Source organism: Corynebacterium crudilactis (genome assembly GCF_001643015.1).
Lineage (GTDB): Bacteria > Actinomycetota > Actinomycetes > Mycobacteriales > Mycobacteriaceae > Corynebacterium > Corynebacterium crudilactis.
The window spans coordinates 1,091,115-1,104,006 of sequence record NZ_CP015622.1 but is presented as its reverse complement, the minus strand read 5'-3'; the positions used below and the strand labels follow the sequence as shown (position 1 = coordinate 1,104,006).

At 48.9% G+C, this 12,892-nt stretch carries 14 protein-coding genes; 7 read left to right on the top strand and 7 right to left on the bottom strand.

The features are described 5' to 3' along the window. Positions 1 to 12: 12 nt before the first annotated feature. Positions 13 to 1,218 (bottom strand): YkvI family membrane protein, encoded by a 1,206-nt coding sequence (locus ccrud_RS05285; RefSeq protein WP_066565180.1) that lies wholly within the window; start codon positions 1,216 to 1,218, stop codon positions 13 to 15. Between the two features lie 27 nt (positions 1,219 to 1,245). Here ccrud_RS05285 and arsC point away from each other — a divergent pair, with 27 nt between their 5' ends. Genes arsC through ccrud_RS05270 form a run of 3 tightly spaced genes read left to right on the top strand, consistent with a single transcriptional unit; the run spans position 1,246 to position 2,852 of the window. Continuing rightward, complete coding sequence (gene arsC / locus ccrud_RS05280; protein ID WP_066565179.1) at positions 1,246 to 1,593, top strand: arsenate reductase (glutaredoxin); 348 nt, start codon at positions 1,246 to 1,248, stop codon at positions 1,591 to 1,593. Positions 1,594 to 1,616: 23 nt separating this feature from the next. Then, complete coding sequence (locus ccrud_RS05275) at positions 1,617 to 2,459, top strand: S1 family peptidase (protein ID WP_066565178.1); 843 nt, start codon at positions 1,617 to 1,619, stop codon at positions 2,457 to 2,459. A gap of 3 nt (positions 2,460 to 2,462) precedes the next feature. Next, on the top strand, positions 2,463 to 2,852 hold the full coding sequence (locus ccrud_RS05270) for a DUF3592 domain-containing protein (RefSeq protein WP_066565177.1): 390 nt from the start codon (positions 2,463 to 2,465) through the stop codon (positions 2,850 to 2,852). 9 nt (positions 2,853 to 2,861) lie between these two features. On the opposite strand, the gene ccrud_RS05265 is transcribed toward ccrud_RS05270, so the two are convergent. The 3 genes from ccrud_RS05265 to ccrud_RS05255 are packed head-to-tail and all read right to left on the bottom strand — an operon-like array spanning position 2,862 to position 4,532. Beyond that, entirely contained in the window at positions 2,862 to 3,278 is a 417-nt protein-coding gene (locus ccrud_RS05265; protein ID WP_066565176.1) for an NUDIX hydrolase, read from the bottom strand. Beyond that, the gene (locus ccrud_RS05260; RefSeq protein ID WP_066565175.1) at positions 3,244 to 3,612 is read right to left on the bottom strand and encodes a DUF2218 domain-containing protein; all 369 of its coding nucleotides are present in this window, start codon (positions 3,610 to 3,612) and stop codon (positions 3,244 to 3,246) included. Before ccrud_RS05260 ends, ccrud_RS05265 begins: the two co-directional genes overlap by 35 nt. Before the next feature lie 26 nt (positions 3,613 to 3,638). Continuing rightward, complete coding sequence (locus tag ccrud_RS05255) at positions 3,639 to 4,532, bottom strand: 2-dehydropantoate 2-reductase (protein ID WP_066569576.1); 894 nt, start codon at positions 4,530 to 4,532, stop codon at positions 3,639 to 3,641. 68 nt (positions 4,533 to 4,600) lie between these two features. Between ccrud_RS05255 and ccrud_RS05250 the strand changes: the two genes are divergently transcribed. Further along, positions 4,601 to 5,542, top strand: a complete 942-nt coding sequence (locus ccrud_RS05250; protein ID WP_066565174.1) for a DUF808 domain-containing protein — start codon at positions 4,601 to 4,603, stop codon at positions 5,540 to 5,542. Positions 5,543 to 5,827: 285 nt separating this feature from the next. Beyond that, on the top strand, positions 5,828 to 7,300 hold the full coding sequence (locus ccrud_RS05245; RefSeq protein ID WP_157776009.1) for a hypothetical protein: 1,473 nt from the start codon (positions 5,828 to 5,830) through the stop codon (positions 7,298 to 7,300). Between the two features lie 203 nt (positions 7,301 to 7,503). Here ccrud_RS05245 and tpx read toward each other — a convergent pair whose 3' ends face one another. After that, a complete protein-coding gene (tpx, locus tag ccrud_RS05240; protein WP_066569568.1) occupies positions 7,504 to 8,001 on the bottom strand; it encodes a thiol peroxidase in 498 nt (165 codons plus the stop codon). Positions 8,002 to 8,077: 76 nt separating this feature from the next. Between tpx and ccrud_RS05235 the strand changes: the two genes are divergently transcribed. After that, positions 8,078 to 10,420 carry an ATP-binding cassette domain-containing protein gene (locus tag ccrud_RS05235; protein ID WP_066565172.1) on the top strand — a complete coding sequence of 781 codons (2,343 nt, stop codon included), beginning with the start codon at positions 8,078 to 8,080 and terminating at the stop codon, positions 10,418 to 10,420. A 6-nt stretch (positions 10,421 to 10,426) separates the two neighbouring features. Then, positions 10,427 to 11,140, top strand: coding sequence for a YwaF family protein (locus tag ccrud_RS05230; protein WP_066565171.1), 714 nt, complete (start codon positions 10,427 to 10,429; stop codon positions 11,138 to 11,140). Here ccrud_RS05230 and ccrud_RS05225 read toward each other — a convergent pair. Beyond that, a complete protein-coding gene (locus ccrud_RS05225) occupies positions 11,107 to 11,811 on the bottom strand; it encodes a PIG-L deacetylase family protein (protein WP_066569566.1) in 705 nt (234 codons plus the stop codon). The two genes, ccrud_RS05230 and ccrud_RS05225, sit on opposite strands and share 34 nt — an antisense overlap. 19 nt (positions 11,812 to 11,830) lie before the next feature. Beyond that, the gene (locus ccrud_RS05220; RefSeq protein ID WP_066565170.1) at positions 11,831 to 12,883 is read right to left on the bottom strand and encodes a calcium:cation antiporter; all 1,053 of its coding nucleotides are present in this window, start codon (positions 12,881 to 12,883) and stop codon (positions 11,831 to 11,833) included. Between the last annotated feature and the right edge of the window lie 9 nt (positions 12,884 to 12,892).

The window sequence follows — 12,892 nt, the reverse complement described above, 5'->3', positions numbered from 1 at the left end:
CAGAATAAGCTGTTATTTCTTAACAGCAGCCTTAATCTGCTCCTCATCCAAGTTTGAATCTTGGATTTCTTGACGCAACACTGCCTGCTCGGCTTCGCTCAATGCGCCGTCGTGTCCGATCTGCAGCAGATCCGCAATGCGCATACGGCGGTCAGATTCGTTGTAAATGCGAACTCGACCGCGGACCCATGCCACCATCATGACGGCAATAAGCAGCAGGCCAATGTAACCGAGTACTGGATACACATAGCCAACCAAATTCTTGAAGCCCACAAAGCTCAACACGAATCCAACTACTACCGTGATGACATAAACCAAGCGGAATCGCTCAGGGTTCTTCGCGGTCAATCGGCGGCCCAAAGCATAGAACATGCCCAGTGCAGTATTGAAAATCATTCCATAGATAACAACTGCCATTACCTGGCCTGCTACTGGACTCAAATTGTTAATAATCGTCAGCATAGGCATATCGTCTTGCCCAACTTCTTCCACTGCAGCAAACAGCGTCAAAGCGCTGATGATGATCAGGAATCCTAGAATTACTCCGCCGACTAAGCCACCTCGGCCAGCAACTCGTGGGTTAAACATAGATCCGCCGATCACAACTGCCATGGAGACAGCAACCATCAAGTTAAAGCCCACATAGTTAACTGCAGCAACCGCCCAATGGGGCAACGTTGTGCCCACAGCTAGAGCCGCAGCATCCAGTTGCTCAACTGGGCTGAAATCACCCTTCATCAAGGTATAAATCGATGCGATAGTGAGAAATACAATGATGAACGGGGTAATTGCACCAATAACAGTGGTGACCTTATCCACGTCGAGCATGCCAGCTGCTATTACGAGGAACACCATCAACACTGAGCCGATCCATAATGGAAGGCCCCACTGCTGATTCAGGTTGGATCCTGCACCAGCAAACATCACGAAACCAGTAGAGAACAGTGTCACCACGACACCGATATCCAAAATTTTAGAAAAGACCGGATGACTTACCCGGCGAAAAACCTCGCCGTGCTCTCCTGCGTTGAAATAGCTACCCAGCTGCAAAATAATCAGCGCCATCACGGCCATGATGACTGCAGAGACAATAACGCCCCATATTCCATCCACGCCAAAGGAAACAAAATACTGCATCACCTCTTGACCTGATGCGAAACCTGCGCCGATAATGATACCGACGAAGGCAAATGCCACTCTTAGGATTTGAATAATCATGGAACAAACCTTAGTAGGCTGATCTTTATGACCGTCACTTTATTCCATAATCCGCGTTGTTCCACCTCCAGAAATACCCTCACTTATCTCCGCGAAAAGGGCATTGAGCCGGAAGTTATTCAGTATTTGAAAGACACCCCCACTGCGGAAGAACTCCGAGAATTATTCACTACGCTTGGCATCCCCGTCCATGACGGCATCAGAACACGCGAGGCCGAGTATAAGGAACTAGGTCTTTCCGCCGAAATGCCAGAGCCTGAGCTTATCGACGCCATCCTCGCCCATCCCAAGCTTCTTCAGCGTCCCATTGTGGTGACGGCCAAAGGAGCGCGCATTGCGCGCCCAACAATCGATGTGGTTGACAGCATTTTATAGAGCAACCATCTAGACTGTCCTTTATGTCTCCTGCGTCATTTACCACCAAAGCTTTGTCCGTGCTCACTGCTTTTGCTCTTGCCTCTTCTGCGTTAGTGGCAGCAGCACCAGCACAGGCTTTGGCGAACGCACGCAACGCCACTGGATCTAGCGCAACCTCTGATGCCATGGTGCGACTTCAGATTGGGCAGACTGCATGTTCAGCAACCATGATCACTTCATCGTGGGCGCTCACTGCACGCCACTGCATCCCAGAATCTGGCAATGCGGGTGCCGCTGTTGGTTCCAGCACATTGAGCCCATTACAGCCAGTGGCTCAGGCCATCATTCACCCCACTGCAGACTTAGCTCTTGTTCAGCTACCAAACCAAATAAATGCCAGCACCGTCGATCTCTACGGCGCTCATGTACAACCTGGTGAAAGAGGTCAGGCTTCAGGTTGGGGCGGATACTCTGCGCTCGGACAGCAGGTTGTACAAGCTGCAGATGTCCAGGTCCAGCGTCGCGTAACTAATGTTCCAAGCCCAGACCGTGGTGCTGTCATGCTGGAAGGAACCGTTGCCAATGGACGCCTCATGCCTGGTGATTCCGGTGGGCCTTTGTATATCAATGGGCAGCTAGCCGGCGTTTTGAGCATGTCTACAGCTGATGAGCACAACGCTTCCCAAGCTGGAACTGTTGGTTGGTATATTCCAGTTGCAGAACACGCTGATTGGATTGCGCGCCACACCGGCAAGCCAATCCCGCCAATAGTTAGCGCCCCAGCACCACTTGTTGATGCCACTGCGCACCCTACGTTCATTCCAGCTCCGCAGCTGCACGCACCAACATCTTCTGACAATGTGTGGGCTGTAAGCAGCTTCTAAAATATGCTGATTCCCCTGTTGGTAGTCCTTATTCTGGGAGTAGTCTACATCTACACAGGAGTCTATTTCATCTACCGAGACCGACGTTTTAAAGCCAACGCCATCGAGGTTGATGCTGAAGTGACTGGTTTTCTAGAAGTAGAAGATGGTCGCTTTTTGATGCAATACAGATTTGAGTGGGATCATCATGACGTATTTGGAGTCTTGCCTAAATCCAGCCCTAAACCGATTACCACAAAAGGCGTGAAAATGCCTTTGCTCGTAAACAAGGATGATTCCACTCAGGTCAGGCGACTCACTGCCCGCAGAGATGCCACCTTGAGGATATTCCTCGTGTTAATAGGTGGCCTCATGGTGTGCATGGCTGTTCCGCTGCTCTTTTTTGTTGCTTAATTTCCGGCGCTAAAGCTGTGGGAAAATCTGCAAGCTCAAGGGTGCAAGCTTTGGGGAATGCGAGTCAAGAGGGAAATACGCTGCCTCAACGATTTCTTCATACACTGGCGGAATGCCATGGAGCTGTATATCTGCAATGAAAACATCGCAATCAACATCTCGGCCAGCTTCATTTGCTGCCTGTGCTTGAAACCTACCAAGATGACTCAATGAGGCAGGTTCAAGCGCAATGTGTAGCTCTTCTGCGACTTCTCGGATGGCTGCAGCTTGAGGTAATTCTCCGAGTTCTAATTTTCCACCGGGAAGCATAAACGCTGAGGTTCCTGCTTTACGCACACTAAGAACTTCATAGTTTTCATTCTGGAAAACCACCGCTGCGATACGAATTGCGCTAGACGGACTCAAAGTAGAGCCCTTCTGATCCATCGCCGCGTCGAAAAGCAATCTTCATCTCTTCCCGACTCGCGAAACCGACAAGGTGCCCGCCAAGAACTTGCTCAAAGCGCTCAATCAGCTCAGCTGGGGACTCAATATGAAGCAGCAACACGCCATCGCCTGCGATAAGGTCACAGGTGGCCGAACCATCAAAAGCAAAACGCTGATCTTCATGGTCAACACCTTTACCCAGCAAAACAACAGAGCCTCGTTTCTCTTCAGGATCCCACGTTGTGCTTAGCTTTTCACCCAGGTGATTGGTTAGCTGTTTTGCGTAACGAGAGGGGCGATCAGATTTGACGCGCGCGGTAGAGGTAACGATCATGGATCCTGATTCTATCGCCAAAGCGGCTAATCCTCTTCTTTCAGTCGTAGACCTGCATAGATGAGATCATGAAGTGGGGTTTCCACTCCCGCTTTACGTGCAGCACGCACAATTGCACCGGTCTGTGCCTCGAGTTCACTGTCTATGCCCGCCGCAATATCGCGCTGCATGGAACTAGTTGATTCCGCCGGCATCCGATCTGCAAAAGCTATCGTCCGTTCAACCGAATCTCTAGGCAAATCAACACCAGTGGCACGAGCCACCGCTGCGACTTCTTCCATCAAAGCTTCCAGGGAAGCCCTAAAATGCGTGCGTAAGACACCTAATTGCTTTTCGACGAAAGCCCCCAACCCGCCGAATGTTTCCACGAACATAGCTTTCTCCCAGACATCGACCAAAATATCGGGATGCAAAACACCATCAATGCCAGCGCGTTCAAGTGTTTGTGCAAAACTCTGTGACAGCTCTCCGGTATCACCAAACGTATAAGACAGCGGCCCACCATGATAAGACACCTGCGCGGGGCCATCGTGAACAAAAAATCCTCGAATGACCCCAGGCCACACTCGATCCTGCCCTAAGATTTCCGCCACAATACCCGCCGATTCAACCGAGTTTTGAGTTATTGCAACAACAGCTTTTTCAGGTAGGCCACGCAACATTTCACGCGGATCTACAGCCCCAGACAGCGCTTTCGTCGCAATCATCACCACATCCACGTCCTGCAGATCTTGCACGTGAGCAACTGCAGGAACAAAAACAATGCGTTCCCCATTGGCGTCTTTAACCCGTATGCCTTTAGACTTCAAAGATTCTAATGTTCTACCTCGTGCGACAAGTGTGACATCAGCTCCAGATTCCTGAAGCAATGCCCCGAAATACCCGCCCACTGCACCAACACCAACGATAGCTATTTTCATAACAGCCATCTTGCCTTAATGCAGTTAAAATTTATGATCATTACCCCTCACATTTTAAGGAGCTTCCCATGGCTGGTGGATTAGCAGCACTGTTGGATGATGTTGCAGCCATTACTCGAGCGGCTGCCGCCAGTCTCGATGATGTCACTGCAATGGCTGGAAAAACCAGCATCAAAGCAGCAGGTGTAGTTGTCGATGACGCTGCAGTTACTCCGCAATACGTTCAGGGTGTTAAACCTGCCAGAGAATTACCGATGATCTGGCGCATTGCCAAGGGCTCGCTGGTAAACAAGATCATCATCATTTTGCCCATCGCCCTACTCCTTTCTACATTCGCCCCGTGGGCTCTTACCCCCATTCTCATGCTTGGTGGTACCTATTTGTGCTTTGAGGGTGCAGAGAAAATCTGGCATTCCATTCATCAAAGGATCAAAGGCGAAGAACACAGCACCACTCCAAAATCTCAGGAGAGCCCCAAGTCCGAAGATCAGTTGGTCAAAAGTGCCATTACAACTGACTTAATTTTGTCCGCAGAGATCATGGTGATTTCACTTAATGAAATTTCTGATCAAACCATATGGATGCGGGCTGGTGTGCTGTTCATCGTTGGTGTTGGCATTACCGCGCTGGTGTACGGTGTTGTGGGCATTCTGGTGAAGATGGATGATGCTGGCCTGGCATTAACTCAACGTAATTCTTCTGCTGCTCAAAAATTTGGTCGTGGACTTGTCAAAGCCATGCCTATTGTTCTTCAAGTCATTTCTGTTCTTGGCGTTTTTGCCATGTTGTGGGTCGGTGGTCACATCATGGTCGTGGGTACAGAAGAGCTCGGCTGGACTCTTCCTTATCATCTTGTTCACGATTTAGAGACCTGGGCCCAGGGCATTGGAGGTAGCACTCTAGGATGGTTTGGTAATACTTTTGGATCCCTAGTTTTCGGTCTAGCGTGGGGCGCCATCATTACAACTATTATCCTCACAGCTAAGAGGATCTTTTCAAAAAAGAATTAGAAAATATAACCACTTTTGAGATTCAGGGCACATAAATAATTTTACGTAGCTATTATGATTCCTTAAGGCTACGATTGTTGAAATTCGCAGATATCGCCTCTACTACCGTATATGATAAGAGGTTAGTAAGGAAAGGGGGCTAACAAAATCAACACACCAATCCTCCGCTCAGATTTTCCTCAGCTTAGTTTCGAGGGAGAAATCTACTATCTGCATGCAACATCCTCAACTTTCCCCACTCATCACTTCGACTTAGAAAACGTCGATCGATCAGCCTTGGCGACCTTGATCAATCCAGAGCACCAAGAACGTTTTGTTGAAGCAGTTCTTGCTCCGCTGAACTCTGGAACGCAACTAGGTGTGTGGACACAAAAAACCTATATCGGCACAATTAAGCATCCCGAGATTCTGCTGAATTCTCAATTACTGCGGATTTTTGCCTCTGGCCATCTCATCGGCTGCAAACTCCATTTAACCCCCAGCCGTGGAGTTCTAGCCTCAATCATGTTGCCTGATCTTGATTTCGCAGTGATCATGAATAAAGTTCCGCATTCCACCAGTAGCCTTTTAGCTGGTGGCACAACGTGGCAAGTTGAACCAACAGCTAATTCTCCATTTAAGAATTTTTTGCCTCGATCCGCGGTCATCCTAGAACTCCATGAAATGCAATCTGTCCTCACTGTGTTCTACAACGGCACGGAATGCGGAGTGCTAGATATCGAAACCGCCGACGCGCTTTCATCTGCAGTGCGTTATTCCTATGACCGAGGAGTCCATCCCCTAGTCCGTGGCTACGTAACGCGCACTGACGCTAGTGTCTCTATAGAAATTGATGCTCTACCTCTTGAGTTATGGTCCAAAAAGCAACGGCGACTGCAACTTTTAGAGATTCCAACGCTTGTCTCATACCACCAGCATCCGGAAAGCTATCGTGAAGGAACTCGACGCCTCTCCCAAGCTCTTTTTGAGTGTTCAAAAAAGAAAAAAGCACTTAGCTTTGCAGACAAAGCCTTAAAGTACAGCCCCTATGTGACTCTGGCTGCTGGAGGTACAAGCCTTGTAGCTTCAGCTTTTATCAGTCAAAGCAGACTGTCCTATTTCATCATTGGATTGATTCTGGCTGCTCTTACCACAGTGGTTTTATTCGCGAAGAATCTGACTGGACATTCCCAATTCTGGAATCTATTTTCTTCCGTTGGATTAATGGCCTCACTACCAGCTTTTATCTTCGTGTCCGCAAATAACTATCTGGGCTCTGCTGATGTAGTCATTAATACTGAAGAATCTACAATATTTACTACTTTAGCGAATGCACCTTTGACACCTAGTGATATTCCCACTACTCCGGCTTCCGTTCCAGATTCTCTGGGAAGTACTGGGTTACAAGGTGAGACTGGAGCAAAAGTTTTTGCCTTCGAGAACCGAAATCCTCCGGTAGACTCCACACGCGTTCCTTCTGTAGAGCTTCAGATCAGCGCACCCATAACGTCAGTATCTAGCGCTCCCCCAGAATTCTTGTCGCCTGCTCCATCACAGATTCCCCCCACCAGCGAGGCTACTGTTGGAGGTAATGATAACAATGAGAGAAATGACTTCTCTCCCGAAGAAGCCCCAACTCTGGTTGCCACACCCCCACCGCTGCTATCTCCCCCTACCTTCATTAAGGCACCGCCTCCACCACCTCTAGACGGGGACCATGTAGGAAAATCTCCAGAGCCCACAGAACCAAAAACCTCCAGAGAGCATAGATCCCTCTGATATGTCCGCGGAGCCTTCGACAACCTCGAATTTCGCTCCTCAAAAAACTGACTCTAAGTCCAGCACAGAACCGCAAGAACCCTCAGGTAATCCTGTAGAAAATTCTGAAGAGGTTACTAGCCAAGAGATTTTCATCTGGGTTAGATAAGAAAAGAAGGGCTACAAACAGCAGTAGCTGTCTGTAGCCCTTCTTTGAACGTAATTTAGTTCAGCGCAGCAAGTGCTGCATCGTAATCAGGTTCAGTGGTGATTTCATCAACCAGCTGAGTATAAACAACCTTGCCGTTTTCATCAGCAACAATGACGGTGCGAGCCAAAAGGCCCTTTAGTGGAGATTCTTCGAGCACAATGCCGTTGTCCTCACCGAAGGTGGAACGGAATGCGGATGCTGCAGTGACGTTTTCGATGCCTTCTGCAGAGCAAAAACGACCCAGTGCGAATGGAAGGTCCTTGGACACACACAGCACAGTTGTGTTTTCTAGGCTTGCTGCTTCTTCATTGAACTTGCGGACAGATGCTGCACAAACGCCAGTATCTACTGATGGGAAGATGTTCAAAACAAGCTTACGACCCTGGAAGTCCTGTGCAGAGACCTCTCCGAGATCGGTGTTAACCAGAGTGAAGTCTGCCAAATTATCGCCTACCTGTGGCAGTTCGCCGGAGGTAGAAGTTTCGTTTCCTTGAAAATGTGTTTTTGCCATGGATCCCATACTAGGGAGACTTTTGTTTTGGTGCTAGAAAAGCTGTAACCTGCCAGAAATTGGTACTCTAGAGCACATGCAAAAAGCTGATTCCCACGATTGGATTACAGTCCATGGGGCCAATGAAAACAATCTAAAAAATGTGTCTGTTCGCATCCCAAAAAGGCGCCTGACGGTGTTCACTGGTGTGTCAGGTTCGGGTAAATCTTCCCTTGTTTTTGGCACCATCGCTGCGGAATCACGCCGGTTGATTAATGAAACCTATAGTACTTTCGTGCAGGGCTTCATGCCCTCGATGGCACGTCCCGATGTGGATCATCTGGAAGGCATCACCACCGCGATCATCGTGGATCAAGAACAGATGGGCGCTAATCCTAGGTCCACGGTTGGAACGGCTACAGATGCAACAGCTATGTTGCGCATTTTGTTCTCTCGTATCGCCGCACCAAACGCCGGTGGCCCTGGTGCGTATTCTTTCAACGTTCCTTCGGTATCTGCAGCTGGCGCCATCACAGTTGAAAAGGCTGGAAAATCCAAACGAGAAAAGGCTAACTTCAAACGCACCGGTGGCATGTGTCCGGCGTGCGAAGGCATGGGCCGGGCCTCAGACATCGACCTCAACGAGCTTTTCGACGCCTCCCTCTCCCTCAACGAAGACGCCCTCACCATCCCCGGCTATACACCGGGCGGATGGAATTATCGCATGTATTCCGAATCAGGGCTCTTCGACCCAACAAAACCCATCAAAGATTTCACTGATGAGGAACGCCACAACTTCCTTTATCTTGAACCCACCAAGATGAAAATCGCGGGCATCAATATGACTTATGAGGGTTTGATCCCTCGTATTCAAAAATCAATGCTGTCTAAAGACCGCGAAGGAATGCAAAAACATATCCGCACCTTCGTGGATCGTGCAGTTACCTTTATTCCCTGTCCAGCGTGTGGTGGCACTCGCCTGGCGCAACATGCTTTGGATTCTAAGATCAATGGCAAAAATATTGCGGAACTGTGCGCCATGGAAGTTCGTGATTTAGCACAGTGGATGAAAACTGTCGAAGCCCCATCCGTTGCTCCGCTTCTCACAGCCTTGACTGAAACGCTTGATAATTTCGTCGAGATTGGTTTGGGCTATATCCAACTTGATCGCCCTGCAGGCACTTTGTCTGGTGGCGAAGCGCAACGCACAAAGATGATTCGCCATTTGGGGTCAGCGCTCACCGATGTCACTTATGTCTTTGATGAACCCACCGCTGGTTTGCATGCATACGATATTGAACGCATGAATAAGCTGCTGCTCAATCTGCGAGATAAGGGCAATACTGTGCTCGTCGTGGAGCATAAGCCAGAAACTATTGCTATCGCAGATCATGTTATTGATCTCGGTCCGGGAGCTGGTTCAGCCGGTGGTGAGATCAAATTTGAGGGAAGCGTCGAAAAGCTTAAAGACAGCGACACCGTGACCGGCCGCCATTTTGCTGACCGTGCGTCATTGAAGGAATCTGTGCGTGCGCCACAAGGCGCGCTGGAGGTTCGCGGGGCCAACCGAAATAATTTGAACAATGTCGATGTGGACATTCCATTAGGTGTGCTCACCGCGATTTCAGGCGTGGCTGGTTCTGGAAAATCCTCGTTAATTCACGAAATTCCGCGCGATGAATCAGTAGTGTTCGTTGATCAAACAGCGATTCACGGTTCAAACCGTTCCAACCCTGCTACCTATACAGGCATGTTAGATTCCATTCGCAAAGCTTTTGCCAAGGCTAATGAGGTTAAACCTGCGCTATTTTCCCCAAATTCAGAAGGAGCATGCCCGAACTGTAAGGGCGCGGGATCTGTCTATGTGGATTTGGGCATGATGGCTGGGGTTTCTTCACCGTGTGAGGTGTGTGAAGGCAAGCGTTTTGATGAGTCTGTTTTGGACTATCACTTTGGTGGCAAGAATATCGCAGAAGTGCTGGGGTTATCGGCAGTCCAAGCGCATGAGTACTTCTCTGCTCCAGATTCCAAGATTTTGCCTGCGGCAAAGATCGCACAACGGCTTGTCGACGTCGGCCTCGGTTATATCACTCTCGGCCAGCCACTAACTACATTGTCGGGCGGTGAACGTCAGCGTTTGAAGCTAGCGACCCACATGGCTGACAAGGCCACCACCTTTATTTTGGATGAGCCCACGACTGGTTTGCACTTGGCGGACATAAAAACTTTGCTCAACCTTTTCGACCAGCTTGTTGATGCAGGAAAATCCGTCATCGTCATTGAACACCATTTGGGAGTACTCGCGCACGCGGATCACATCATTGATATCGGCCCTGGTGCGGGCTCAGATGGTGGTCGAGTTGTTTTTGAAGGAACTCCGACTGATCTCAGCAAAACTAATACTTTTACAGGTAATCACTTAAAAAGTTATGTAAATTAAGTATTTATGGATAACACCATTGACCTCGGCGCCATGCCCCAGTATGGAGTCGAGCATATTTCAATGCTCATCGCCGTTCTTGTTTTGTCGATAGCCGTGGTTCCACTTGCTCGCCGATATAATTTCGCATCAGCTTTTGGATGGGTGTTACTTAGCGCTGCAATATTCTGGATGGTATGGGGATTTTTACCTGGTAACTACAGCGTGGAAGGTTCCTGGCCATTCCATTTCTCAGATGCACTTCGTGTCATTGCTGCCATCGCTCTAATAACCCGTGCACGCTGGGCAGTATCGGTGACCATTTTATGGGGCACCACTATCAACGTAATGTCACTGATTACCCCAGATCTACAGTATGAACAGATCCCGCGGCTTGAATTTTTGATGTATTGGTTCTTACATATCGCAGTCTTTATTGCCGCAATTATGCTGGTATTTAGCTTCGGAGAAAAACCTGGTTCCTCCGGCGTCGTAGTAGCTTTCACGGTGACGATTAGCTGGGGAATCTTGTGTCTTGTCATCAACACATTGTTGGGCACCAACTACGGTTATCTCTCTACAGAGCCAGAATCAACATCAATTCTGGCGCTGCTAGGAGGATGGCCATTTTATATTGTCGCGGAAGTACTGATTCTCTCTGTCACGTGGACGCTATGGTCTTATCTGATCAATAAAATACCGGTTTCTTACCGTCCAAAGACCCGGAAAGATGCAGCATAACCACCATCAACTGCCAATGTTTCCGGAATAAATTCTTCTGGCTTAGGGTGATCTGGCAATGCTTCTAAATATTTTTTATGTGCTTGCAGAGAAGCTACACCGGCATCGACAGATTCCTGAGATACTTCCATGGTGTGCGTTGGCTCTGGATGTCCTGCAATCACGATAACATCAGCACCCCACGACTGGTGGCCTTCTTCCAAAAGCTCTGTCTGTGCCCAAGGATTAGCAGCATCACGGGTGGCATCAACACCTGCTAGACCAACAACTCGGTGGTCTGCTTGGTTTAGTCCACCGTATGCTTCCACCTCAAAGTTGGTAACAACCACGGCATTTGGTTTCCGCACCCGAATCTCTCGGGCAATATCTTTACGCAGCTCCAGGTTATAAACAAGCATGGAATCTGGGTGATTAAGGATGGTGAGGTTTTTCACGCCCACCTGATCACAGGCAGCCCTTTGTTCTGCGGCACGAAGCGGTCCAGTTTCTGCCGGGTCTAGTCCTTGAATTCCTGCTTCACCGTGAGTCAGAAGCAAATAGGATACTTCTACCCCAGCATCCGTCCATTCTTTCACCGCTGCGGAAAGCCCATATTCTGGATCATCCGGGTGGGCTACAACAACTAAAACGCTTGACCAGTCTTGCCATTGCAAAGTCTCTAATGCATTCATGCCCACCAGGCTACCCAAATCAGCCAAACATGCTCATCATGTAGACGACAAACAGCATCAACAACACGGATCCATGCACTGCATTTACTTTTTTAGAGCTAAACGCAATGGCAGTAACTGCAATCGTGGTTCCAAGCAGCAATAAATTGATGGGGGTCTCGCCTAATTGCACGTCTTGTCCGGTGATAATGCCAATGATGAGAACAGCTGGAATGGTCAGTCCTACGGTGGATACCTGAGCACCATGTGCCAGATTGCTCACTCGTTGGATTTCCCCAGTCCAGGCAGCTTTCAAGGATGTAATTGTTTCTGGCAAGAAGACAATCGTGGCAATGATTAATCCTGCCATCGCTACCGGTGCACCAAGTGATGCAAGCACCTCATCCATCACCGTAGCCATATCGTGGGAAAGCAAGACAATAGGTAGAACAGTCACGATCAACACTGCCCCGCGAAAAGGAACCTCCCACCGCGCAGCATTTCCGGCTTTTTCCGCTACTTCTACTTCTTGAAATTCTTGTGCTTGTGCACCCATTTGTCGGTAAAGGAAGAATCCATAAACAACTGCTGTCAACGTGGCAATAACAATGGCTTGTCCGGTGCTGTACTCCCCTAAAAGTGCCGGTACGGCAAAAGCGACTGCTGAAAAAGTTGCAATCAGTACCAAATAGGTAGGAGTACCCAGGCCATTGTGTGGCATGCTGCCATGCCTTAGTCCACCGATAAGCAGACATAATCCCACCACTAAGCCCATGATGATCATGGATACAGCCATCACAGAATCCCTGCCAGCGGTGGCACTTTCTGCTGGCCCCAACATCACTGCACAAATCAAAATGACTTCAATGATCACAATGGACAGCGTGAGGATGAGAGAGCCAAAAGGATCACCCAAAATATGGGCTAAGCGCTCTGCCATTTTGACCACGCCAAACGCACAGAACAAAATGATGGCGATAATCAAGCCAAGTTGGATAATCGACGGCAGGGCCAAGAGAGGAAGAATAACTATGGACGCCCATCCGATAATGATGCGGGCGTAATCAATTGGCTTTAACAAAGAAAACGGCATGTTCTCTGG